This is a genomic window from Microbacterium sp. EST19A, from assembly GCF_019969685.1.
GTDB lineage: Bacteria > Actinomycetota > Actinomycetes > Actinomycetales > Microbacteriaceae > Microbacterium.
The window spans coordinates 1,539,759-1,562,033 of record NZ_JAHXYZ010000002.1 but is presented as its reverse complement, the minus strand read 5'-3'; the positions used below and the strand labels follow the sequence as shown (position 1 = coordinate 1,562,033).

Sequence of the window (22,275 nt, the reverse complement as noted above, 5' to 3'; positions counted from 1 at the left end):
GAAACGAACACGAGAGGGAGCAGAACCCACATGAGCATGACCCCCGAGCAGGCCGCCTGGTTCCAGGGAACCTTCACGCGCCTGGTGGACAACATCGACAAGGCCGTGCAGGGCAAGCGCGAGATCGTCGGTCTGGTGCTGGCGTCGATGCTCGCCGAGGGCCACGTGCTCCTCGAGGATGCCCCCGGAACCGGCAAGACGAGCCTGGCCAAGGCTCTCGCCGCGACTGTGCAGGGCACGAGCGCGCGCATCCAGTTCACGCCCGACCTGCTGCCGTCCGACGTCACCGGCGTCACGATCTACGACCAGCAGTCGCACCGCTTCGAGTTCCACAAGGGTCCGATCTTCGCGTCGATCGTGCTCGCCGATGAGATCAACCGCGCCTCGCCGAAGACGCAGTCGGCGCTCCTCGAGGTCATGGAGGAGTCCCGGGTCACCGTCGACGGCGTGACCCACGAGACCGGTCGCCCGTTCCTCGTGATCGCGACCCAGAACCCGATCGAGCAGGCCGGAACCTACAAGCTCCCCGAGGCGCAGCTCGACCGCTTCCTCATCAAGACGTCCATCGGGTACCCCGACCTCGCGGTGACCGAGAGCATCCTCGCCGGAGCCTCCGACCGCAACCCGTCCGCCGGGCTCTCCGCCATCATCACGACGAGCGCCGTCGCCGACATGGCCGACCTCGCGGCATCCGTGCACGTGGAGCCGGCCGTGCTCCGGTACGTCGCGGAGCTCGCCGAGGCCACCCGCAACGACCCGGCGATCCGCCTGGGCGTCTCGGTGCGTGGTGCGATCGCGATGATCCGCATCGCGAAGGTGTGGGCCGCAGCCCACGGCCGTCACTTCGTGCTCCCCGACGACATCAAGGCCCTCGCGCGGCCGACCTGGCAGCACCGTCTGCTGCTCGACGCCGAGGCGGAGTTCGCCGGGACCAGCAGCCTGACCGTCATCGGCCGCGTGCTCGACGGGATCGCCGCACCTCAGGCGCGAACGGCGGCCTGATGACCACGGAGGCACTCTCGGCGCCGCCGGCGCAGACGGACCGCGACGCCGGATGGCGTGACGTCGCGGCCGTCATCGGCGCGCGCGTCCTGACGCGCCTCCGCATCATCGGCTCCGCCATCCGCCCGCTGGCCTGGGTGCTGATCGGGATCACGGTCGGGTTCTGGATCCTCGGCCAGCTCGCCGGGTGGTCGGAGTTCACCATCGCGGCGATCGTCATCGCGATCACGGTCGCGCTGTGCTCGCTGTTCCTGATCGGCCGCACCGCCTACGACGTGTCGCTCGACCTCGCGCGCACGCGCGTGGTCGTGGGCGAGCGCGCGGTCGGCGCCCTCACGCTCGCGAACCACGGCAGTCGGGCGATCCTGCCGTCGCGCATCGTGCTCCCGGTCGGATCGGGCCGCGGCGAGTTCGGCATCCAGCGGCTCGCCCCCGGCGAGGAGGCGGAGGAGCTCTTCGCGATCCCGACGCAGAAGCGCGGCGTGGTGAAGGTCGGCCCCGTGAGCGTCGTGCGCGGCGATCCGCTCGGCCTGTTCGAGCGCGCGCACCGGCGCGACGACCCCGTCGACCTCTTCGTGCACCCCCGCACGATCCTCTTCGACGGACAGTCGCTCGGATATCTGCGCGACCTCGAGGGCCTGCCCGCTGCGGACCTCTCCCGCGACGACGTGTCGTTCCACGCCCTGCTCGAGTACCAGCCGGGCGACGACCTGCGCCACGTGCACTGGAAGTCCACTGCGCGCACCGGCACCATGATGGTGCGCCAGTACGAGGAGACGCGCCGCTCGCACTTCGTGATCGGTCTGTCGCGCTCCAGCGGCGACTACGCGACGTCGGAGGACTTCGAGCTGGCGATCTCGGCCGCCGGCTCCATCGGCCTCCGCGCGCTCCGCGACTCGCAGCGCGTGGACATGCGCGTGCAGGGGCGCGAGCTGCCCGCCGGCACCGGCAAGCAGCTGCTCGACTCGCTCTCGGCCGTCGAGAACAGCAAGCCGCGCGAAGGCGGCATCGCCGAGCTCGCCGGGGTGCTCTCGGCCACCATGCCTCTGGCGAGCGTGGTGGTGCTCGTCTGCGGCTCCAGGGTGAGCTCCGACGACTTGCGCCTCGCCTGCTCCCGGCTTCCCTACGGCGCCCGCGCCCTCGCCGTCGTCGCCGACACCTCGGCGTCGGCTCCCGCGCTCCGGCGCATCGGCGACGCCGACGTCATCACGGTCGGCGAGCTCGACCAGATCCCTCTCGCCCTGCAGAAGGTGCTCGCATGACCGCGCCCGCCGCCGCGACCCGCTCGATCTCCGTGCGTCGCTGGACCCTCGACCTCGGGGCGACGGCTCTGCTCGTCGCCGTCGCACTCGTCGGCTTCTGGCCCACGTTCGCCGGTCCCTCGTTCCTGCCGGCCGCCATCGGCGGCATCGTGGTCGGTCTGGCCATCGCCGGCGTCGCGGCCTGGCGCCGATGGGGCATCCTCATCATCACCGGGCTCACCGTCGCCGCCTACTTCGTGTTCGGCGCCGCCTTCGCGCTTCCGCAGACCGCGATCCTCGGGTTCGTCCCGACGCTGGAGACGCTGCAGAAGCTCGCGCTCGGCACCGTCACGGCCTGGAAGCAGATGCTCACCACCGTGGCGCCGGTCGCCGCGGCCGACGGCCACCTCATCGTGCCGTTCCTGCTGGCGCTCGTCGTCACGACGCTCACCGCCTCGCTCGCGCTCCGACTGCCGCAGGTGGCGTGGGCGCTGCTGCCCGCCGGCGTGCTGCTGATGCTCGTGATCGCGCTCGGCACCCCGCAGCCGGCGTTCCCGATCGTGCAGGGTCTCGTCTTCGCGGTGGTCAGCATCGCCTGGCTCGCGCTGCGGCAGATCTGGGCGCCGCAGAACTCGGCCGTCTCGGTGAGCGAGGTCGATCCGTCGCGCGCCGCGCACATGCGCATGCGGCGGCTGCTCGCCGGTGTCGCGGTCCTGGCGATCGCGGGCGGCGCCGGCGTCGCCACCAGCGCCATCGCCGCCCCGGTCGAGCCGCGTCACGTCTTCCGCGACGTGATCATCCCGCCGTTCAACATCCGCGACTACCCGAGCCCGCTGCAGGCGTTCCGCAAGAACGTGCGCGACGAGGTCGACGAGACGCTCTTCACCGTGCAGGGGCTGCCCAAGGGCGCGCGCATCCGCACCGCGGTCATGGACGAGTACGACGGCATGGTCTACAACGTCACCGACGGCGGACCCACCTCGTCGAGCGCGTTCTCGCCGCTGCGCTCCAACATGTCGCCGGATGCCGAGGGCGTGCCCGTCACGCTCAACTTCGCGGTCGACGACTACAGCGCGGTATGGATGCCGACGGCCGGCGAGCTGTCCGAGATCCGGTTCACCGGCGATCGCGCCGAGGAGCTGCGCCGCGGCACGTACGTGAACACCGCGACCGGCACCGCGGTCTCCACGGTGAAGCTGCAGAAGGGCGACGAGTACTCCGTCGACGCCGTCATGCCGAACACCCCCGACGACGATCAGCTCGCCGACGTGGACTTCGGAACGGTCGCGAAGCCCAAGCAGAGCAACGTGCCGGAGGAGCTGACCGCGCTCGCGGCGGAGACCGTCGCCAGCGCCGAGTCGCCCATCGAGCAGGTGCGCGCGCTGGAGAGCTTCCTCTCCGAGGGCGGCTTCTTCAGCCACGGACTCGAGGGTGAGGTGCTGTCCCGTGCGGGGCACACCTCCGAGCGCATCACGACCCTCATCGGCGGCGACCAGATGATCGGCGACGACGAGCAGTACGCCGTCGCGATGTCGCTGCTCGCCGGCGAACTCGGCATCCCGGTCCGCGTCGTCATGGGGTACTACCCCGACGAGGAGCAGGCGGGCGAGGCGGTCTTCACCGCCACCGGCGACAACGTGCACGCCTGGGTCGAGGTGAACTTCGAGGGCTTCGGATGGCTCCCGTTCAACCCGACGCCGCCTGAGGACCAGGTCCCCAACGACCAGAACACGAAGCCGCGCGTCGACCCGAAGCCGCAGGTGCTGCAGCCGCCGCCCCCGCCGCAGGAGCCGGTCGACCTGCCGCCGACCCTGCCCGACGACCGCGAGTCCGAGGACGAGAGCCTCAACCTCGCCGGCATCATCGGCGCGATCCTGCTCATCGGCGGGATCTCGCTCGGGATCATCGCGCTGCTCATGTCGCCGTTCATCGTGATCGGGGCGTGGAAGGCCGCGAAGCGCCGGTCTCGGCGGGCCGCTGCCCGCACCGCCGACCGCATCAGCGGCGGCTGGGACGAGCTCACCGATCGCGCCGTCGACTACGGAGCCCGGTTGGCGCCGGGCGGCACGCGGCCGGAGGAGGCCGCGGCGGTGGTAGCGACACTCGCCGTGCCGAAGGTCGCGGATCTCGCTCAGCGGGCCGACGCCGAGGTGTTCGGTCCGACCGATCCGACCCCGGAGGACGTCGAGGCGTTCTGGAGCGAGGTCGACGGGATCGTCGGCGGGCTGGGCGAGGATGCCGGCTTCTGGAAGCGCATCAAGGCCCGGCTGAGCCTGCGCTCGCTGCTGGGCGGAACAGCGATCTCGACCGGTCTCCAGGGGCTCCGTGAAGCGGCGACCGCGCGCGTTCGCCGCGAACCTGGCACGATCGAGAGCAGCAACACGAGTACACCGGCCGCACCCGAGAGCGAGACCCCATGACGCAGCCTGCGCACGCACAGATCGCGCCGATCTCCCGCCGCGCGATCGGCTACCTCATCGACGCGCTCATCGCGGCCGGTCTCGCCGTCATCCTCGGCGGCGGTCTGATGGTCGCCGCCACGCTCTCGGGCGGGATCGAGGCAGGGCTGACGACGCTGCTCATCGGCGGTCCGATCGTCTCCCTCCTGCTGCTCGGCTGGTTCGTCGTCTACACGCTGATGCAGGCGGGAACCGGATCCATCGGCATGCGCGCCCAGGGTCTGCGTCTCGTCTCGGCCCAGGGGCAGGCGCCGCTGGGCTTCGGGAAGACCCTGCTGCGCAACGTCATCTTCGGTCTCGCGGGTTCGATCGTCGTCGGCTACTTCACGCCGCTGTTCGACGGCTCGGGCCGGTTCCAGGGCTGGCACGACAAGGTCGCCGGCTCCCTCATGCTGGACGCGCGCGCGGCCGGGCCCGCGGCCTCCGCTCCGTCGGCCGCCGCTGCAGGTGCCCCCGCGACGGTCGCGCCCGGACTGTCGCCCGAGCCGGCGCGTCCGGCCGCCCCCGCGATCCCCGGCATCCCGCATCCGTCGGCGCAGCCTGCCATGCCGGCTCCCGCGCAGCCTGTGCTCCCGGCGTCGCAGCCGGCAGCGCCGGTGTTCCCGGTGCAGCCCGTGATCCCCGCCGCGCTGGCGCATCCTGCGCCCGCGGTGCCGCCGGCCGACGCGGGCTCGCTGATCGCGTTCGTCCCCGGCATCACGCAGGATGCTCCGCCGCCGCGCGTCACGCCCGCGCCTCAGCCGGATGCCGTGTCCGAGCTCGATGAGACCGTGCAGGGGTATTCGGCCGCGCGTCCCGCGGCCCAGGACGCCCCGCCGGCGCCGCCCGCCCCGGTCGTGCCAGCCGCTCCGGTCTTCCCGCCCGCCGCCGCTCCGGTCGCCCCGGCGGTCCCGCCCGCGCCTGCCGCGCCGCCCGTCCCGGTCGATCCGCCGGCGGCCCCCGCGGCGCCCGTCGCGCCGGAGTCCGAGGACATCGAGGACACGCGGATCAGCATCCCCGGTCACCGTCTCGTCTTCACGTGGGACGACGGCACCCGCGTCTCGGTCTCGCGGCGCACGATCTTCGGCCGCAACCCTGCGGCGGAGGACGGCGCGGTCGTCGTGCCGGTGCGCGACGAGACCCTCTCGCTGTCGAAGACGCATTTCGAGGCGGCGGCGGAATCCTCCGGCGGCTGGGTGCTGGACCGGCATTCGACCAACGGCATGACCCTGGTGCGCGACGGGCAGCGGATCGCCTGCCCCGCGGGTCAGCGCGTGCCGGTGCGGCTCGGCGACGCCATCGAGATCGGCGACCGCATCGTCACGATCGGCGGCTACGCATGAGGCCCGCACTCATCGTCTCGACGGGGTCGGCGACGCACCCCGGACTCCGTCGCGCCCTCAATGAGGACGCGCACCTCGCGAGCGCGCCGGTGTTCGTGGTCGCCGACGGCATGGGTGGCCATGAGGCGGGCGAGCGGGCGAGCGCAGCGGTCATCGCCGAGTTCTCCGGCTCGATCGGCCGGGCATCGCTCGAACTCGACGACGTGCGGCTCGCGCTGTCGCGCGCACGGGCGAGCGTCGAGGAGCTCTCCACCTCGGGCAACGGACGCGCCGGGACGACTCTGAGCGGGGTCGTCATCGCGTCGGTCGACGGCATGGGGTACTGGCTGGCCGTGAACATCGGCGACTCGCGCACGTACCGGCTGGCCGACGGCGAGCTGGAGCAGATCAGCGTGGACCACTCGGTCGTGCAGGAGCTGATCGAAGCCGGCGAGATCACCGTCGAGGACGCCGCGACCGATCGACGGCGCAACATCATCACCCGGGCGATCGGCGCCAGCAGCACCGGCGACGCCGACTACTGGCTCTTCCCGGCCGAGCTCGGCGACCGCATCATGGTCTGCTCCGACGGCCTGACCTCCGAGGTGTCGGATGCCCGCATCCGCGAGGTGCTGCAGAACACGTCCGACCCGCAGAAGGCTGCCGACGTACTCGTCGACGACGCGGTCTCGGCCGGCGGCAGGGACAACATCACCGTGGTCGTCGTGGACGCCGTCTCGGTCGCCTCGCGACCGGGGACGCTCCTCGAGACGGACTCGGACATCGACATGGACACGCGTCCGCGCGAGGCCGCAGCAGGAGGGGTTCGCTGATGCAGACCATCTACCGACCGGGACAGTGGTACCTGATCGTCATCCCCGGTGCGCTCGTGGCGCTGCCGCCGGATGTGCCGGGAGACGTCGTGGCGCAGCTGTGGGAGCGGATGCCGGCGCAGAAGTCGCTCGCGACCGTCGTCGACGTGCTCACCGCGCACGCTGGCGGGGCCTTCGCGTCGCTTCCCCCGTTCGTCGCCGCGGTCGCAGAGGGTTCGGACATCCGCATCGCGCTGCGCGGCGGCGTCAGCGCACGCGTGAGCACCGCCACCGAGTCGCACTCGTTCTCCGGCGCCGAGGTCACCACCTGGAGCGAGCGCTTCGTGGGCGGCGCGTCCCGCGTCGAGATCACGGTCGAGACCGTCGAGGGCACGGCCGCTCTCCCTGTGCAGAGCGGCGTCGTGCGTGTCGCAGCCGTGAGCGCCGAGCTCGAGACCGACGACGACCGTCCTCTCGCCGCAGCGCTCGGCCCGGTGCCGGTCATCGAGACCGGCGCGGCAGGGGTGTCGGCAGCCGTGCTCGCGGGCACTCCGGCGCCGTCCATCGCCGACTTCGGGGGAGTTGTGCCGGCAGCATCCGACGTCGTCCCCGAGCCGGAGGTCCCGGCGGAGCCCGAGTCCGAGGACGCGGCGCCCGCCGAGCCCTTGACCACGGAAGCTCTGCCCGTATCCGACGATCCCTACTCCGACGTCGCCCCGGTCGCCCCCGAGGACGTCGCTCCCGAGGACGTCGCCCCGGATGCCGACGAGCCGTCGGCGGACGAGGAGTCGGTGGACGGATCCCCGATCGACGGAGCCCCGGCCGCGGAACCCGTCGATCCGCTCGACGAGCTGTTCGGCGATGTCGAGGATTCGACCGACGCGGAGCCTGCTCCGGAGGTCGACGACGCCACGATCCTGCCGACCGAGGTCACGCTAGCCCCGTCGACCGAGGATTTCGATCAGCTGTGGGGCGCGACGGTCCACTCGGTCCCGACGGCCGGCGCTGCTGCGGCAGCGGCCCCTGCCGTGGCGCCGGCGTCGCCGTTCCCCGACCAGGGCGACCACGACGGCGCGACGATCTCGGCTGCCGAGCTCAGGGCACTCCGTCAGCAGCCGCCGGTCGGCAACGATGCACCGACCGCCGTCATCCCGGTGACGCCGGGTGCGACCGGCCGGATCCGTGTGTCGACCGGCCAGGTCGTCGCGCTCGACCGCACGGTGATCATCGGACGACGCCCGCGCTCGACGCGGGCCAGCGGGGCGAACCTCCCGCACCTGATCGCCGTCGAGAGCCCGCAGCAGGACATCTCCCGCAGCCACCTCGAGATCCGTCCGGAAGGCGACACGGTGGTGGTCATCGACCTGCACACCACGAACGGCTCCACCCTGCTGCGCCCCGGGGCCGACCCGATCCGCCTGCACCCGGGCGAGCAGACCCTCGTGCTGTCCGGTGACGTGGTCGACCTCGGCGACGGTGTGAAGGTCGCGTTCGAGGATCTGCCGTGAGTCGTCCTCCCTCTCCACCCCCGGAGCTCCCCGGGTTCCGCTATCTCGAGCCGCTCGGCACGGGCGGTTTCGCGGACGTCTTCCTGTACGAGCAGGAGATGCCGCGCCGCCAGGTCGCGGTGAAGGTGCTGCTCGCCGACCGCATCTCGAGCAGCGCCGCACAGGAGTTCGCCGATGAGGCGAACGTCATGGCGATGCTGTCGACGCATCCGGCGATCGTCACGATCTATCAGGCGGGGGTCGCCGGCGACGGCCGGCCCTACCTCGTGATGGAGTACTGCCCCCGGCCGAACCTGCAGCTGCGCGCGAGGCGGGAGTCGTTCTCGGTCGCCGAGGCGCTGCGCGTCGGCGTGCAGGTCGCGGGAGCGGTGGAGACCGCGCACCGCGCCGGCGTGCTGCACCGCGACATCAAGCCGGCCAACATCCTCGTCACGGCCTACAACCGTCCTGCGCTGACCGACTTCGGCATCGCCTCGACGACCGGCGCGACGGGCGAGGCCTCCGGCATGTCGATCCCGTGGTCGCCGCCCGAGTCGTTCGCCGAGTCGCCGTCGAGCGGCCCGCGCACCGATGTGTGGGCTCTCGGCGCGACCATCTACACCCTGCTGGCCGGGCGCTCGCCGTTCGAGCGACCGGGGGAGCGCAACTCCAGTGCCGACCTCATCGAGCGGATCGAGCGCGCCGCGCTCACCTCGCTCGGCCGCCCGGACTCCCCGGAGAGCCTGCAGCGCGTGCTCGAGCGCGCGATGGCGAAGAACCCCGACGACCGCTACCCGAGCGCGGTGGCGTTCGCGCGGGCTCTGCAGAAGGTGCAGATCGAGCTGTCGCACTCGGTGACGCCGATCGACATCGTCGACGACCACCCGACACCGGAGGATCTGGACGACGATGGGGACGGGCTCACCCGGGTCCGCGAGATCGTCAGCATCGATCCGGACGTCGCCGCGTTCACGCGTCCGTCCGCGACGACGCAGCCCAAGAGCGCGCTGCCCGCCCTCCCCGACGTGCCGCGCTTCGATCCGCCGCAGCGGGTGGATGCCGTCGACGAGGCGACCCAGATGCGGGTTCCGACGCCGAGCGCGCCGCCCGCCCCCGATGACCGGACCATCGTGCGACCGCCGATGGTCGTCGCACCCCAGGCGGCGGCATCCGCCACTCCCGCTCTGCAGGCCGCTCCCGCGTTCGCACCGGCCGCGGTCCCCGGAGCGGAGCCGCCGCGCAGCAGGAGAGGGCTGTGGATCGCCCTCTCGACCGTCGCCGCCGTGGTCGTCGTGGTCGGGACGATCGTGGGACTCAACCTCCTGGTCGCCGGCATCGAGACGCAGCCGGAGACGACCGAGACCGCCGAGCCGCAGGACGTGCAGTCCGACTTCGTCCCGAAGGTCGCCGACCTCGGCGGCACCCGGCAGGGGGAGCTGATCGCTTTCACCTGGGTGAACAAGGACCCCCAGGAGGGCGACACGTTCATCTGGAGCGTCGTCGACGTCTCCGGTCAGGTCGATCCGCAGCAGTCCGATGCGCCCGTGGCGCAGGTGCCGGCGACGACCGGCACGGTCTGCATCGACGTCATGCTGCGCCGCGACGACGGACGGGTGTCCGAGCCGGTGCGGGGGTGCGTCGACTGACATGATCTGGGAAATCGACGAGCAGAAGCCGACGATCGAAGGACTCGACGCTCAAGGGCGCCCTGATCCGGCGTACGCCGCGGCGCTCGGGATGCTGCGCGCGCCGTTCGGGCGCCGTGCACTCGCCGCGACGATCGACGGGGCGATCTGGGTGGTGCTGCAGCTGCCGCTGTGGATCGGCGCGATCCCGCTGCTGCTCAAGCTCGCGACCGGGGCGATCTCGCCCTACGGCTTCCTCAACCACCCCGACTTCGTGCTCGCCGTCGTGATGGCCGCCGTCTCGACGCTCCTCAGCCTCGTGTTCCTCGTCGTGCAGCTGATCCTCCACGGCGTCAAGGGGCTGACCATCGGCAAGGGCGTCACAGGGCTTCGCAGCGTGAACGTGCGCACGCTCGAACGCCCCGGCGTCGGGTCGGTGCTGCTGCGCTTCCTCATCGTCGGCGTGGCGGGCGTGGTGCCCGTGCTGGGTCCTGCCCTCATCCTCGCCTCCCCGACGTTCGACCCGGAGGGCCGTGGTCGCGGGCTGCACGACAAGGCTGCGAAGGTCTGGCTCATCGACGTCCGCAAGGGGCTGAACCCCTACGACGAGAAGCGGATGCGCGTGGCGCGCAAGGTCGTCAAGGCCGAGCCGACCCCGGAGCGCTCCGCCCTGCCTTCGCTGGCCACGCCGGTGGATCCCGCGGCGCAACCGCAGTACCGTCCGGGAAACCGCGTCAGCGCCGGCGTGCTCGGCATCGCTCGGCCCCATGAGGCGAACGAGCGTCCGATGGTCGGGCTGTCGCTGGCGACGCCGACACACGACCAGGTGCCCATCGAGACGGGCAAGCCCGTGCTCGGGGGATACCGGCTCGCCGACCCCGAGCATCCTGTCGTGCCGGAGTTCCCGGCCGCGCCTATCGCGCCCGTCGCGCCCGCGGTGCAGCCCGCCCCGGTCGCGCAGCCGGCTCCCGCACCGCAGCCGGCTCCCGCACCGCAGCCGGCTCCGGCGCCGACGCAGGCGCCGCAGCCGCTCGCTGAGCCGGCACCGGTACCGGTCGCTCCGCCCGCCGTGGTGCAGTCGCCCGCCGCGCCTCCCGCCGCTCCCGCGCCCGTGCCTGCGGCCCCCGCACCCGCTCCCGCCGCCACCCCGCAGCCCGAGCCCGTCGCGCAGTTCCGGCTCCGGTTCGACACGGGCGAGAGCATCCCGATCTCCGAACCCGTGCTGCTCGGGCGCAATCCCGACGCGGCAGAGCATTCGGGAGCACGCGCGATCGCCCTCGCCGACGACAGCAGGTCCCTCTCCAAGACGCACCTGCTGGTGCGCCCCGTCGAGGGCGGCCTCGAGATCGCGGACTGTCACTCGACGAACGGGTCGGGACTGATCCGGGGCGGCACCGAGTACGGCGTCGTGCCGGGATCGCCCGTGCTGACGACCGTCGGCGACATGATCCGGCTCGGCGACCGCGTCGCCGCCGTGGTCCGAGTGTGATCGATGATGGACAGGTGACCGGGGAACACGGATGAGACTCAAGCTGACGCTGCACCGCCAGGCGGGCGACCCCGTCGACATCGTGATCACGACGGATTCCACCGCGACGGCCGGCGACGTGGCGCGCCATGTCGCGGAAGCGGATCCGACCCGCTCCATCCCCGTCGCCGAAGGCGACGTGCTCACGCTCGCGGTCGCACCGCCGACGGGGGAGCGGCTCGTGCCGCTGCAGCCCGACGTCCCGATCGGCGAGGCGCCGATCGGCTCCGGCTTCGCGGCATCCATCGTCAACTACGGCCCGGACTATGCGTTCGCCGGACAGCGCGACGTCGTCGGCGTGCTCGTGGCGACCTCCGGGGCGCTCGCGGGACAGGAGTTCCCGATCACCGCCGGCCATGTGTTCCTGGGCCGCGAGGCGGGCAACGACGTCGTGCTCGCCGACCCGATGGTCTCGAAGCGCCATGCCCGCCTCGAGGTCGGCACGCACATCGAGGTCGTCGACCTCAACTCCGCGAACGGCGTGCTGGTCGACGGCGTCGCCGTGCAGCGCGTGCGCGTCGAGGAGGGCGAGCCGTTCGTGATCGGCGGGACCACGCTCGTGCTCCGCCTGGCGCGGTCGTTCGACGGCTCGGCGACCGAGGACCCGATCATCGAGCGCGGCGGCGGGCTGATGTTCAACCGCAGCCCCCGCGTCGAGGTGCGCTTCCCGGGCACGCTGTTCAAGATCCCGCGGCTTCCCACCGAGAAGATCGGTCGCATCTTCCCCTGGCCGATCATGATCGCCCCGATCCTGATGGGCATGGCGCTGTACGCGCTCAACGGCAACCCGCGCTCGCTCCTCATGATCGTGATGACGCCGCTGATGGCGTTCGGCAACATCATCAACCAGGCGGCGCAGAGCCGGAAGGGGCAGGACCACGAGTTCCTGCTCTTCGAGCGGCAGTACGAGCAGCTGGAGGAGGACTTCTTCCAGGGCAAGCCCGAGGAGGAGCGCGCGCGCAACGCGGAGGTCCCGCCCGTCGCCGAGATCTTCGACCATGCGATGCGGCTCGGTCCGCTGCTGTGGACGAGGCGGCCGGAGCACTGGAACTTCCTCAGCGTGCGGCTGGGCAGCTGCCGCCTCCCGGCGCGCAACAAGATCGAGGAGTCCGCGGAATCGCCCGACGGGCTCCCCGAGTTCATCGACCGCGTCGACCGGCTGCGCGAGCGCTACGAGTTCGTCGACGACGTGCCCGTGCTGGAGACGCTCGTCGACGCGGGTTCGATCGGCATCGCCGGTCCTCAGGGACCCGTCGCCGACACGATGCGCGGCATCGCCGTGCAGCTCTTCGGCCTGCATGCCCCGAACGACGTCGTCGCGGTCGCCTTCGCGGATTCCGCCTGGACCCCCGAGTTCGACTGGCTGAAGTGGATGCCGCACACCTCGAGTGAGCGGAGTCCCTTCCGCGACATGGCGCTCGCCGATTCCGCACCCACCGGCGCCGCGCTGCTGAGCACGCTCGAGGAGTACGTCTCGCGTGCGGCCGCGGCCGGCGGCGGAGGCGAGCCCCGCGGTCCGTTCAAGGAGGACTGGAACCCGCTGCAGTACGGCACCGACGTCTCCCGCGCGGCCGGCGAGCACAAGGCCACGCCGCCGATCTCGGTCGTCGTCTTCGTGAGCGGCGACGCCCCCGTCGACCGCGGCCGTCTCACCGACGTGCTGGAGCGCGGCGCGGACCACGGTGTGCACGCGGTCTTCGTGTCGCCCACGGTCGAGTCGCTCCCCGCCGTGTGCCGCAGCTACATCGACGTCACCGCCGGCCTCGAGGACGCGCACGTCGGGCTGGTCCGCAACGGCGAGAACTTCGAGCACGTGAGCGTCGAGGGCGTGTCGAACGCGTACATGCAGATGCTCGCGCGCCGACTCTCGCCGGTGGTCGACGCGAGCACGGGCGTGCACGACTCCTCCGACATCCCGAGCTCGGTGATGTTCCTGCAGCTGGTCGACCCGGCGATCGCCGAGGACCCGCAGGTCGTGATCGAGCGCTGGCGTCAGAACAACACGATCGTCGACCGGTCGCCGAGCCCCAGGCCGCGCCTGAAGAAGGCCGGCACCCTCCGCGCGATCATCGGCCAGGGGCCGAGCGATGCGATGGCGCTCGACCTGCGCACCCAGGGTCCGCACGCCCTCGTCGGCGGCACGACCGGCGCCGGCAAGTCGGAGTTCCTGCAGGCCTGGGTGCTCGGCATGGCGGCGGCGCACAGCCCTGATCGCGTCACGTTCCTGTTCGTCGACTACAAGGGCGGCTCGGCGTTCGCGGACTGCGTCGAGCTTCCGCACTGCGTGGGCCTGGTCACCGACCTGAGCCCGCACCTGGTGCGCCGTGCGCTCACCAGCCTCCGGGCCGAGCTGCAGCACCGCGAGCACCTGCTCAACCGCAAGAAGGCCAAGGACCTGCTCGAGCTCGAGAAGCGCCAGGATCCCGAGTGCCCGCCCGCACTCGTCCTCGTGATCGACGAGTTCGCCGCCCTGGCATCCGAGATGCCGGAGTTCGTCGACGGCGTCGTCGACATCGCCCAGCGCGGACGCTCGCTCGGCATCCACCTGATCATGGCGACGCAGCGCCCGGCCGGTGTCATCAAGGACAACCTCCGCGCCAACACCAACCTCCGCATCGCTCTGCGCATGGCCGACGAGTCCGACTCGCGTGACGTCGTCGACGACGGGGTGGCCGCGACCTTCCCCGCCTCGATCCCCGGCCGCGCGATCGCGAAGACCGGACCCGGCCGGCTGGTGCCGTTCCAGTCGGCGTACGCCGGCGGCTGGACCACCGACGACGACTCCGCCGCCGCCGAGGTGCGCGTGTCCGAGCTGCGCTTCGGTTCGACAGCCGAATGGGAGCCCGACCGCCTTCCCGAGTCGGACTCGCACGAGGAGGACCTCGGCCCGAACGACCAGAAGCGCATCGTGTCGACGCTCATCAACGCCGCCGACCGCGCGCAGCTGATGCTCCCGCGTCGACCATGGCTCGATGATCTGTCGCCCCTGGTCGATCTCAGCGACCTGCCGAACGAGGGCGACACGCGCATCCCCATCGCCATGGTGGACGTGCCGGAGAAGCAGCAGCAGCAGGCGGCGGTGTTCGTGCCCGACCGCGACGGCTCGCTCGTCATCTACGGCACCTCCGGATCGGGCAAGTCCACGCTCCTGAAGACGATCGGCACGGCCGCCGGCATGCGACCGGATCTCGGCCGCGTGCAGGTGTACTGCCTCGACTTCGCCACGGGTGCACTCGGTGCCCTCAATGCGCTTCCGCACGTCGGTTCGGTCGTGGACGGCGCCGACGTCGAGCGCATCCAGCGGCTTCTCCGCACTCTCGACGGGGAAATGGACCGCCGTGCCGCGGCGTTCTCGGCCGCCAGCGCCGCCTCGGTCCAGGAGTACCGCGAGCTCGTCGATGCCCGGATGCCGCGCATCTTGCTGCTGATCGACAACTACCCCGAGTTCAAGAAGGACTGGGAGGTCGCGCCGGGTCGCGGGCCGTTCTACCGCATCTTCATGCGCATCCTCGGCGAAGGCCGCACGCTGGGCGTGCACACCGTCATCACCGCCGACCGCGGCAACGCGGTGCCGAGCGCGGTGGCGGCGAACATCTCTCGCCGCGTCGTGCTGCGCATGGGCGATCCGAGCCAGTACATGCTGCTCAGCGCGCCCCGCGACATCCTCGACGAGCAGTCCGCGCCGGGTCGCGCCGTGGTCGACGGCCACGAGGCGCAGATCGCGGTGCTCGGCGGCACCATGAACGTCGTCGAGCAGACCAAGGCGCTCACGGCCCTCGGCGACCGCCTCCGCGCCGAGGGCGTCCGCGACCTGCCCGAGATCGGCGCGCTGCCGACCATGGTGCAGGTCGACGAGATGCCGGCGCAGGTGGACGGGACGCCGGTGTTCGGCGTCGCCGACGACACGCTCGCGCCGCACGGCTTCGAGCCGATCGGCTCGTTCGTCATCTCGGGTCCGCCGGCGTCGGGCCGCACGAACACGCTGAAGGCGCTGGTCGTGGCCATGGAGCGGTTCGACCCGAACGTGCGGATGTACCACTTCGGCAGCCGCCGCTCCGAGCTCAAGGACTTCCGTCCGTGGGTGAAGAGCGCCACGCGACCAGAGGACGAGAAGGATCTCGCGACCGAGCTCGCCGAACTGGTCGTGCAGGAATCGGTGGGCGGTCGCATCATGATCGTCATCGAGGACATGCCCCACCTCGCCGACGGCGCAGCGGACCGTCCGATGCGCGCGCTGCTGCAGGCCATGAACAACAGCGACCACCTGCTCATCGGCGAGGCGGAGATCAGCCGTGCCAGCGGCAGCATCGGCGTGCTGGGCGAGTGGAAGACGGGCCGGCAGGGCATCGTCCTCAAGCCGGACACGTACGACGGCGAGGCGATCTTCAAGACCCCGTTCGGCCGCGTGAAGCGCTCGGACTTCCCGGTCGGTCGAGGCATCTTCGTGCAGGCGGGGCGTGCCGTGACGATGCAGATCCCGTTCGTGCCGGAGTCGCCGACGCAGGGGTAGAACGGCATGGGTAGAGGTGCCATGGGTACCGCTCCCCGTTTGCCAACGGACGATCATTGGCTAACCTCGACTCAAAGAGGTCGACAAGGCCTGAAGACGAAGAATTCGGGAGGCGGTTCTCATGGCCGGACATGATTTTGGAGCAACGTACAGCGAGATGGAGAGCGCTGCGGCGCGACTCCGCGACGGGCGCAGCACCGTCACCGACACTCTGAAGGAGCTCCAGGGCGTCATCGATGACCTCGTGCAGGACGGGTTCAAGACGGAGAACGCGTCGGAGGCCTACTCCACCGCGTACTCGGAGCTCACCGCTTCCCTGGACGACGCTGCCGAGGCCGTCAACGACATGGCTCAGGCGCTCGACCGCATGGCGGACTCGATCCGCGACAAGGACTCGGAGCTGGCCGGCGGCTGAAAGCTCGCACTGTCAGAGGTCGTGGCGTCGGTCGGAAGACCGGTGTCACGACCTCTGTCTTTGCGCGGGGCATGACGGACACGGCGAATAGACTCAGGATCATGAGCGGAGAGCGGGAGTGATGAGCGGCGCACAGAGCTACTGGTACAACCTGTCGACCCAGTCGGTGGAGCGCGCGGACGAGCGCCCGTCGGAAGACACGATCGGGCCGTTCGCCACCGCCGCAGAGGCGGAGGACTCCCCGGCCGTCCTGCTGGAGCACGCGCGCGCGTGGCTCGAGAGCGAAGAGAGCCAGCCCTTCCGCGAGATGGCCGAAGGCGACGAGGGCAACGACCTCGTATGACGGCGACGTCATGAGACGCCGCCGCCTGGGAGCGGCCGCCCTCGCGGTCGCGGTCGTGGCGGGCCTGGCGGCCTGCACCCCTGCGCTGCCGGCCAGCGTCGTGCCCGGTTCGAAGATCGCCGTGGGGTGGACGCAGGAGTTCACCTCGGCGAACGCGGCGGCATCCCCCACGGCGGGGAATCTCGACATCGCCGCGACGACGCGCGGCCGCTTCGGAGACGTCGTCGACGGCGAGTTCGTGCCCGACGAGGGTTTCGGCACCGTGAAGATCTCCTCGGACGAGCCCTTCACGGTGACCTACGACCTCGCGGAACCGGCGTGGTCCGACGGCATCCCGCTCGATGCGGCCGATCTGCTGCTCGGCTGGGCGGGCGCAGCGGGCTACTTCAGGACGGATGATGAGGCGGACGCGGGGGCGGAGGAAGGGCAGGCGGATGCCGACATCGAGGTGCCGGCCATCGACGAGTTCGCCCGTTCGATCGCGGTGACCTTCGCTCAGCCGGACATCGACTGGCAGTCGGCCGTGACCGTGCCCGTGCCGGCGCATGTCGTCGGACAGCGCGCGTTCGGCACCGACGACGCCATGGAGGCGAAGCAGGCCGTCATCCGTGCCATCCAGGATGACGACGCCGAGGCCCTCGCGGCGATCGCCGAGGTGTGGAACGAGGGCTTCGCTCTTCCGGAGGACGGGAAGATCCCCGCCGACCTGCTGCTTTCCAGCGGGCCGTTCCAGGTGGATGAGGTCAGCGTCGACGAGGCGGGTCAGAGCGTGCGCCTCGTGCCGAACACCGGATACCGGGGCCTCGTGACGCCGAAGATCGCCCGCATCGATCTGGTGCCGACCGGCGATGACCCGCTCGCCGCGATCGGCGACAGCCTCGACGTCGTGCAGGTCGCGCCCGTCGCCGCGAACGTCGACCCGATCCACGAGCTCGAGCGCAGGGATCTCACGTCCGACACGACGCACGACGGCACCGTCTGGGCGCTGCAGCTGAATCCCGCCGGGGTCTTCTCCGAGCATGCGGCCCGGACCGCGTTCATCCATGCCGCGCCGGCGACGGCCCTGCTGCAGGGCGGCGGCGGCGAATGGGCGTCGGCGTACGCGGGCACGACGTCGATGGCGACGACGCCCGGCTCCCGTGCCTACGACATCGTCAACGAGGACTCCGGCTTCAGTGCGACGCTCGGAACGCCCGGCGACGACGCGGCGCTCGAACGCGAAGCCGCGGGGGTGCCGGCGGGAGCATCCGTCTGCGTGCTGTACGACCGTGCCAGCGAGTTCGCGGCCGGTGCCTTCGTCGCTCTCCAGGGCGTCGCCGGCGAAGCAGGCTGGAGCATCGTCGACTGCGGGACCGACGACCTCGAGGCGGCGCTCGGGCAGCGCGCGTGGAATGCCGTGATCTCCCGTGTGCCGGTGCCGCAGACGCCCGGAGAAATCTTCGCGCAATGGGGGTCGGGAGGCGCGGCATCGATCACCGGGAGCGCCGACCCCGAGCGCGACGAGCTCATCGCCCAGCTCGCGCAGACGACCGACGTCTACGAGGCGAGAGACCTGCGGGCGCGGATCGAGGCGACGATCGTCCGTGCGGCGGTCGCGCTCCCGCTCGCGATGAACCCTCGCGTGACGATCGTGGACAAGGACGTGATGGGCATCGCCGCCCGCAACGGCGCGACCGCGCCGCTGACGTCCGGCGTCGTGCAGTGGGAGGTCGCACCGTGATCATGGCCCTGTGGGTTGTTCTCCCCATCGCGGCGCACCGGTCGCGACTCGTAGAGTCATCTGTGGAGGTGTCGCTGTGGGAATGATGTTGCCGAACGAGCTCGTCTGGGTCATGGAGAAGCTGGGCTTCGAGTGGCCGGATATCGATGAGGACGAGGTGCGCAAGGGCGCGGTGCTGGTCCGCAACCTCGGAACCGATCTGGAGGATGTGATCCAGTCGGTCGACCGCAAGGTGAACGGCGACCTCGCCGGCGCGATGCGCGGGCAGACGGGTCCGGCGACGACCGGCGCCTGGAACGCCAACCGCTCGCAGAACCTGCAGAAGCTGGTCGACATCATGCCGCCGGCGGCGACCGCGATGGACATCGGTGCGGAGGCGATCTTCGCGCTGAAGATGAAGGTCATCGTCGACGTGACGACGACGATGATCGCGCTCGTCGGCATGCTCACCAACCCGATCACCGCCGTGGGCGCGGGTCCGATGCTGCTGATCAAGAAGAAGCTGCTGAACGCGGCGGTCGACATCGCCGTGGAGCAGCTGATGAACCAGCTGCTGCCGATGGCGATCGAGCCGATGGCCGAGCATCTTCCGGCCGTCATCGACGCCATTCTCGACGCACCGGTGGTCGAGGCGACCGCGGGCGACTCGGACGAGTTCTTCGCCGATCTCGAGGCGCTGGAGGAGGCGCGTTCGACGATGAAGCTGCACAGTGCGGACGTGCAGACACTCACGTCGACCTTCTTCACGGAGTTCTCGGCGCTCGACTTCGGAGGGGACGACTGATGGCCGGCACGAAGGGGATCTTCCGCTCCCTGAAGGAAGCAGTCCTCAAGGGGATGGGGCACGGCAAGGACCGGCTCCACGGCTTCGCGGACAACATCGACGACCACCTCGACAACGTCGTGCGACAGGTCAGGGACAAGGACAACTTCGATCCGCCGCCCGCGCTCACGGGCAACAGCACCAACCGGGTCGACCGCACGACCACCGAGCTGCTGTACCGGTCGGACAACCGACCGCCGGCAGACATCTTCCGCGACGGATTCGAGGTCCGCGACCCGAACAACAACAACTACGACGACTTCGTGCGGTGGAACACGCCGTCCAACTTCATCAGCACGACCCGCGATCCGGATCTGTACCAGCGCTGGGGCTCCGACTACCGGTACACGATCGATGCGCCGGGCGGAATCGACGCCGACGCCACGATCCCGAACAACCCGTTCGGTCCGACGTCGCAGGCGCCGGAGGCCGAGGTCTCCTTCCAGGGTGGAGTCACCCCGGAACAGATCTCCGGAGCTCACCCCGTCAAGCCCGACGGGACGCTCGGTGATTGGATCCCGAACCCCGGCTATGGTGGAAAGTGACCGCACACGACTTGGATGACAGGGGTCCGCAGATGGCCACGCCGCTCGCTCCGCCGCCCATCACCGACGCACTTCGCGCACAGGCGCGGGCGAACCCCGGCGAATGGGTGTACGCGATCGATCCCGAGTTCGAGGGTCTGGACCGCATCCCGCCGGAGGGCATCGTGGGCGCCTGGCGCGCCGACGAGAACGGAGAGCTGAGCGAGGAGTTCACGCCGAATCCTCGCTATGTCCCGTCTCCGCCTGCCCGCGGCTGGCCCGTACCCGCCTCGAAGCTGGAGCGCGTCCTGCAGCTCGTGCGGGCAGGGCATGCACCGGGCGAGCAGCTGGACCGCGAGTTCGCGGCATCCGACGTCTACGTCTACAGCCGCCCCGAGGGGGGGATCTTCGTCGCTCCGGACGGTGAGGACGGCCGTCTCGTCTACGCGTTCTCCGACGCCGAGAAGGCGACCTCGTCCGGCTACGCCGAGCACACGGTGATGCGGGGGGACCAGCTCGCTGCAGCACTGCCCGAGGGCGTGCGGATCGGGCTGAACCCCGGCTCCGAAGTCTCGGTCATCATCGACCCCTCGGATGTCACGGGCGCATGATCACGAGCCCGCAGACGATCCAGGTGAGCCGCGACGGCGTCGTCCACGAGGCGACGATCTCGTGGCGGACCGAAGACCGGATGTGGGTGGTGTCGATCGACTCGCCGGCATTCGCACCGGTCGAGGAACGTGCTTTCGACGCGTTCGAGGCGCTCTGCCAGGTGCGAGAGAAGCTCGAGCCGGAAGGATGGCGCATCGGCGTCGCCGGCGCCCAAGCCGATGTCTGGCCGAGCGGCATGGCTCGCGATCAGGGTGGCGGATTGAAGGCCTACCGGATGACCGAGGAGCAGGTCGGCGGTCTCGTCGACACCTTCGAGCCGGTGGACCCGGCGACGGTCACCACGGTGGCCGAGCAGCGCGCCGAGGCTGACCGGTTTTATGAAGCGATCCGGCGCAACGCGCAGAACGGCTGACGCGGCGCTGATGGGCTGATCTCCCCATCGCGCCCGCGCGGTGACGCTGGGTAGCGTCGTGCGCGGAGGTGGTCGCCGTGGGAATGATGCTGCCGGATGAACTCATCTGGATCATGGACAAGCTGGGTCTCGAGTGGCCCGACATCGACGAGGACGAGGTGCGCAAGGCCGCCGTGTTCGTGCGCGGATACCGCGACGACATGGAGGGTCTCGTGCAGGCGGCCGATCGCCGGATCAACGGCGAGCTCGCCGCAGCGATGACCGGGCAGACGGGCACGGCGCATGTCACCGCCTGGAACCGGAACCGCTCCGAGAACGTGCAGCAGCTGCTCGACATCCTCGGGCCCGCCGCGGTCGGGATCGACATCGCCGCCGACATCGTGCTGGCGCTGAAGGTGAAGGTGATCGTCGACGTCACCGTGACCCTCGCCCAGCTGATCCCCCTGCTCGCTGCCGGTCCGTTCGGTGCCGGCGGTGCGGCGCTGCTGATCCTCGCCCGCAAGAAGCTGTTCTCGATGGCGATGGAGATCACCCTCGAGAAGGTCATCGACGAGGTGCTGCCTCTCGCGATCGAACCTCTGGCGGAGCAGGTGCCCGCCCTGGTGACGGCGCTGCTCGATGCGCCGGTGGTGGAAGGCGCCATCGGCGACGCGGACGAGTTCTACGCCGATCTCGTGGCTCTCGACCAGGCGGCCGACGACATGGACGCGCACGCCGCCGACGTCGAGGACCTGACCGATCGGCTGCTCGCCGACCTCGCCAACCTGCAGATCTCGGGGGACTGAACCGTGACGTTGAAGAAGCTGATGCGCGACCTCGTGGATGCCGTGGACGGCGCGGGGCACGAGTTCAAGCAGGGGTTCGCCGGCGCGTTCCGCAAGCGCGGCGGCAAACACAGGGCGGATGCCGACGCCATCCGCGGTCTGGATCGACGCAGCGCCGACGGCGTGCCGAAGCACCGGCGGGACGACAAGGGCCCGGTGTCGCACGCGAAGGACTACGACATCCGGACGGACGCGCGCCGCGGGCTGGAGACCCTCGGGTACTCGCCCCGGCACGCCGACCCGGACTACGACGCGGCGCGCGACCTCGGGACGTCGCTCGGGAAGGACGTCAGAGGGATCCCCGGCGACATCCTCGACGAGATCAAGGGCACCCCGAAGAAGGTGCCGACCCAGCTCGTCGAAGAGCTCTACGAGGACGCGATCGGCCAGGACAGCCCCGACGAGTACGGCGAGTCCGAGGGCGACATGCGGTTCCTCGCGCCGGCGAGTGAGGCGGCCGGCCTGAGCGGTCTCAGCAATGCCGAGATCGCGAGCCGCTTCGGGATGGCCTCCGGATCGCTCGACGGCGCGACGATCGAGATCAAGACGATTCCCGGCTCGCGCTTCGTGAGCGTCGAGATCGGCGCGCCGGGCGACTGACGCGGAGGGGGGAAGTGCTACCCATCGTGGTATCCGC

At 70.8% G+C, this 22,275-nt stretch carries 18 protein-coding genes; all 18 read left to right on the top strand.

Annotation, left to right across the window (positions count from 1 at the left end; all coding sequences use genetic code 11):
• The first annotated feature begins 30 nt into the window (after positions 1–30).
• The 18 genes from LC452_RS17545 to LC452_RS17460 all read left to right on the top strand — a co-directional run bounded on the left by LC452_RS17545 (position 31) and on the right by LC452_RS17460 (position 22,238).
• The gene (locus LC452_RS17545) at positions 31–1,002 is read left to right on the top strand and encodes a MoxR family ATPase (protein ID WP_223627566.1); all 972 of its coding nucleotides are present in this window, start codon (positions 31–33) and stop codon (positions 1,000–1,002) included.
• Positions 1,002–2,264 (top strand): DUF58 domain-containing protein, encoded by a 1,263-nt coding sequence (locus tag LC452_RS17540; protein ID WP_223627564.1) that lies wholly within the window; start codon positions 1,002–1,004, stop codon positions 2,262–2,264. The genes LC452_RS17545 and LC452_RS17540 overlap by 1 nt, the downstream gene beginning before the upstream one ends.
• Positions 2,261–4,663 carry a transglutaminase domain-containing protein gene (locus LC452_RS17535; RefSeq protein ID WP_223627563.1) on the top strand — a complete coding sequence of 801 codons (2,403 nt, stop codon included), beginning with the start codon at positions 2,261–2,263 and terminating at the stop codon, positions 4,661–4,663. Before LC452_RS17540 ends, LC452_RS17535 begins: the two co-directional genes overlap by 4 nt.
• A complete protein-coding gene (locus tag LC452_RS17530; RefSeq protein WP_223627562.1) occupies positions 4,660–6,024 on the top strand; it encodes an RDD family protein in 1,365 nt (454 codons plus the stop codon). The genes LC452_RS17535 and LC452_RS17530 overlap by 4 nt, the downstream gene beginning before the upstream one ends.
• Complete coding sequence (locus LC452_RS17525; RefSeq protein ID WP_223627560.1) at positions 6,021–6,836, top strand: PP2C family serine/threonine-protein phosphatase; 816 nt, start codon at positions 6,021–6,023, stop codon at positions 6,834–6,836. The genes LC452_RS17530 and LC452_RS17525 overlap by 4 nt, the downstream gene beginning before the upstream one ends.
• A complete protein-coding gene (locus LC452_RS17520; protein WP_223627558.1) occupies positions 6,836–8,323 on the top strand; it encodes an FHA domain-containing protein in 1,488 nt (495 codons plus the stop codon). Before LC452_RS17525 ends, LC452_RS17520 begins: the two co-directional genes overlap by 1 nt.
• A complete protein-coding gene (locus LC452_RS17515; protein ID WP_223627557.1) occupies positions 8,320–9,948 on the top strand; it encodes a serine/threonine-protein kinase in 1,629 nt (542 codons plus the stop codon). Before LC452_RS17520 ends, LC452_RS17515 begins: the two co-directional genes overlap by 4 nt.
• A gap of 1 nt (position 9,949) precedes the next feature.
• Positions 9,950–11,416 carry an RDD family protein gene (locus LC452_RS17510; protein ID WP_223627555.1) on the top strand — a complete coding sequence of 489 codons (1,467 nt, stop codon included), beginning with the start codon at positions 9,950–9,952 and terminating at the stop codon, positions 11,414–11,416.
• Between the two features lie 31 nt (positions 11,417–11,447).
• Positions 11,448–15,965, top strand: a complete 4,518-nt coding sequence (locus LC452_RS17505; RefSeq protein ID WP_223627554.1) for an FtsK/SpoIIIE domain-containing protein — start codon at positions 11,448–11,450, stop codon at positions 15,963–15,965.
• Positions 15,966–16,086: 121 nt separating this feature from the next.
• The gene (locus LC452_RS17500) at positions 16,087–16,380 is read left to right on the top strand and encodes a WXG100 family type VII secretion target (protein WP_223627552.1); all 294 of its coding nucleotides are present in this window, start codon (positions 16,087–16,089) and stop codon (positions 16,378–16,380) included.
• 121 nt (positions 16,381–16,501) lie between these two features.
• Positions 16,502–16,723 carry a hypothetical protein gene (locus tag LC452_RS17495; protein ID WP_223627550.1) on the top strand — a complete coding sequence of 74 codons (222 nt, stop codon included), beginning with the start codon at positions 16,502–16,504 and terminating at the stop codon, positions 16,721–16,723.
• 10 nt (positions 16,724–16,733) lie between these two features.
• A complete protein-coding gene (locus LC452_RS17490; protein ID WP_223627548.1) occupies positions 16,734–18,443 on the top strand; it encodes an ABC transporter substrate-binding protein in 1,710 nt (569 codons plus the stop codon).
• Positions 18,444–18,525: 82 nt separating this feature from the next.
• A complete protein-coding gene (locus LC452_RS17485; protein ID WP_223627546.1) occupies positions 18,526–19,227 on the top strand; it encodes a hypothetical protein in 702 nt (233 codons plus the stop codon).
• Entirely contained in the window at positions 19,227–19,811 is a 585-nt protein-coding gene (locus LC452_RS17480; protein WP_223627544.1) for a hypothetical protein, read from the top strand. The genes LC452_RS17485 and LC452_RS17480 overlap by 1 nt, the downstream gene beginning before the upstream one ends.
• Positions 19,812–19,843: 32 nt before the next feature.
• A complete protein-coding gene (locus tag LC452_RS17475) occupies positions 19,844–20,401 on the top strand; it encodes a type VII secretion system-associated protein (protein ID WP_223627542.1) in 558 nt (185 codons plus the stop codon).
• A complete protein-coding gene (locus tag LC452_RS17470; RefSeq protein WP_223627540.1) occupies positions 20,398–20,814 on the top strand; it encodes a hypothetical protein in 417 nt (138 codons plus the stop codon). The genes LC452_RS17475 and LC452_RS17470 overlap by 4 nt, the downstream gene beginning before the upstream one ends.
• Before the next feature lie 83 nt (positions 20,815–20,897).
• Entirely contained in the window at positions 20,898–21,599 is a 702-nt protein-coding gene (locus LC452_RS17465; RefSeq protein WP_223627716.1) for a hypothetical protein, read from the top strand.
• 3 nt (positions 21,600–21,602) lie between these two features.
• Positions 21,603–22,238, top strand: coding sequence for a hypothetical protein (locus LC452_RS17460; protein WP_223627538.1), 636 nt, complete (start codon positions 21,603–21,605; stop codon positions 22,236–22,238).
• The last annotated feature ends 37 nt before the right edge of the window (positions 22,239–22,275 follow it).

What these genes read in the sequence shown, in the direction of transcription:
- LC452_RS17525 (WP_223627560.1), top strand. Translation starts at nt 6,021, where the DNA reads ATGAGGCCCGCACTCATCGTCTCGACGGGGTCGGCGACGCACCCCGGA.
- LC452_RS17520 (WP_223627558.1), top strand. Translation starts at nt 6,836, where the DNA reads ATGCAGACCATCTACCGACCGGGACAGTGGTACCTGATCGTCATCCCC.
- LC452_RS17495 (WP_223627550.1), top strand. Translation starts at nt 16,502, where the DNA reads ATGAGCGGCGCACAGAGCTACTGGTACAACCTGTCGACCCAGTCGGTG.
- LC452_RS17490 (WP_223627548.1), top strand. Translation starts at nt 16,734, where the DNA reads ATGAGACGCCGCCGCCTGGGAGCGGCCGCCCTCGCGGTCGCGGTCGTG.
- LC452_RS17500 (WP_223627552.1), top strand. Translation starts at nt 16,087, where the DNA reads ATGGCCGGACATGATTTTGGAGCAACGTACAGCGAGATGGAGAGCGCT.
- LC452_RS17545 (WP_223627566.1), top strand. Translation starts at nt 31, where the DNA reads ATGAGCATGACCCCCGAGCAGGCCGCCTGGTTCCAGGGAACCTTCACG.
- LC452_RS17530 (WP_223627562.1), top strand. Translation starts at nt 4,660, where the DNA reads ATGACGCAGCCTGCGCACGCACAGATCGCGCCGATCTCCCGCCGCGCG.
- LC452_RS17505 (WP_223627554.1), top strand. Translation starts at nt 11,448, where the DNA reads ATGAGACTCAAGCTGACGCTGCACCGCCAGGCGGGCGACCCCGTCGAC.
- LC452_RS17535 (WP_223627563.1), top strand. Translation starts at nt 2,261, where the DNA reads ATGACCGCGCCCGCCGCCGCGACCCGCTCGATCTCCGTGCGTCGCTGG.
- LC452_RS17480 (WP_223627544.1), top strand. Translation starts at nt 19,227, where the DNA reads ATGGCCGGCACGAAGGGGATCTTCCGCTCCCTGAAGGAAGCAGTCCTC.
- LC452_RS17485 (WP_223627546.1), top strand. Translation starts at nt 18,526, where the DNA reads ATGATGTTGCCGAACGAGCTCGTCTGGGTCATGGAGAAGCTGGGCTTC.
- LC452_RS17540 (WP_223627564.1), top strand. Translation starts at nt 1,002, where the DNA reads ATGACCACGGAGGCACTCTCGGCGCCGCCGGCGCAGACGGACCGCGAC.
- LC452_RS17510 (WP_223627555.1), top strand. Translation starts at nt 9,950, where the DNA reads ATGATCTGGGAAATCGACGAGCAGAAGCCGACGATCGAAGGACTCGAC.
- LC452_RS17470 (WP_223627540.1), top strand. Translation starts at nt 20,398, where the DNA reads ATGATCACGAGCCCGCAGACGATCCAGGTGAGCCGCGACGGCGTCGTC.
- LC452_RS17475 (WP_223627542.1), top strand. Translation starts at nt 19,844, where the DNA reads ATGGCCACGCCGCTCGCTCCGCCGCCCATCACCGACGCACTTCGCGCA.
- LC452_RS17465 (WP_223627716.1), top strand. Translation starts at nt 20,898, where the DNA reads ATGATGCTGCCGGATGAACTCATCTGGATCATGGACAAGCTGGGTCTC.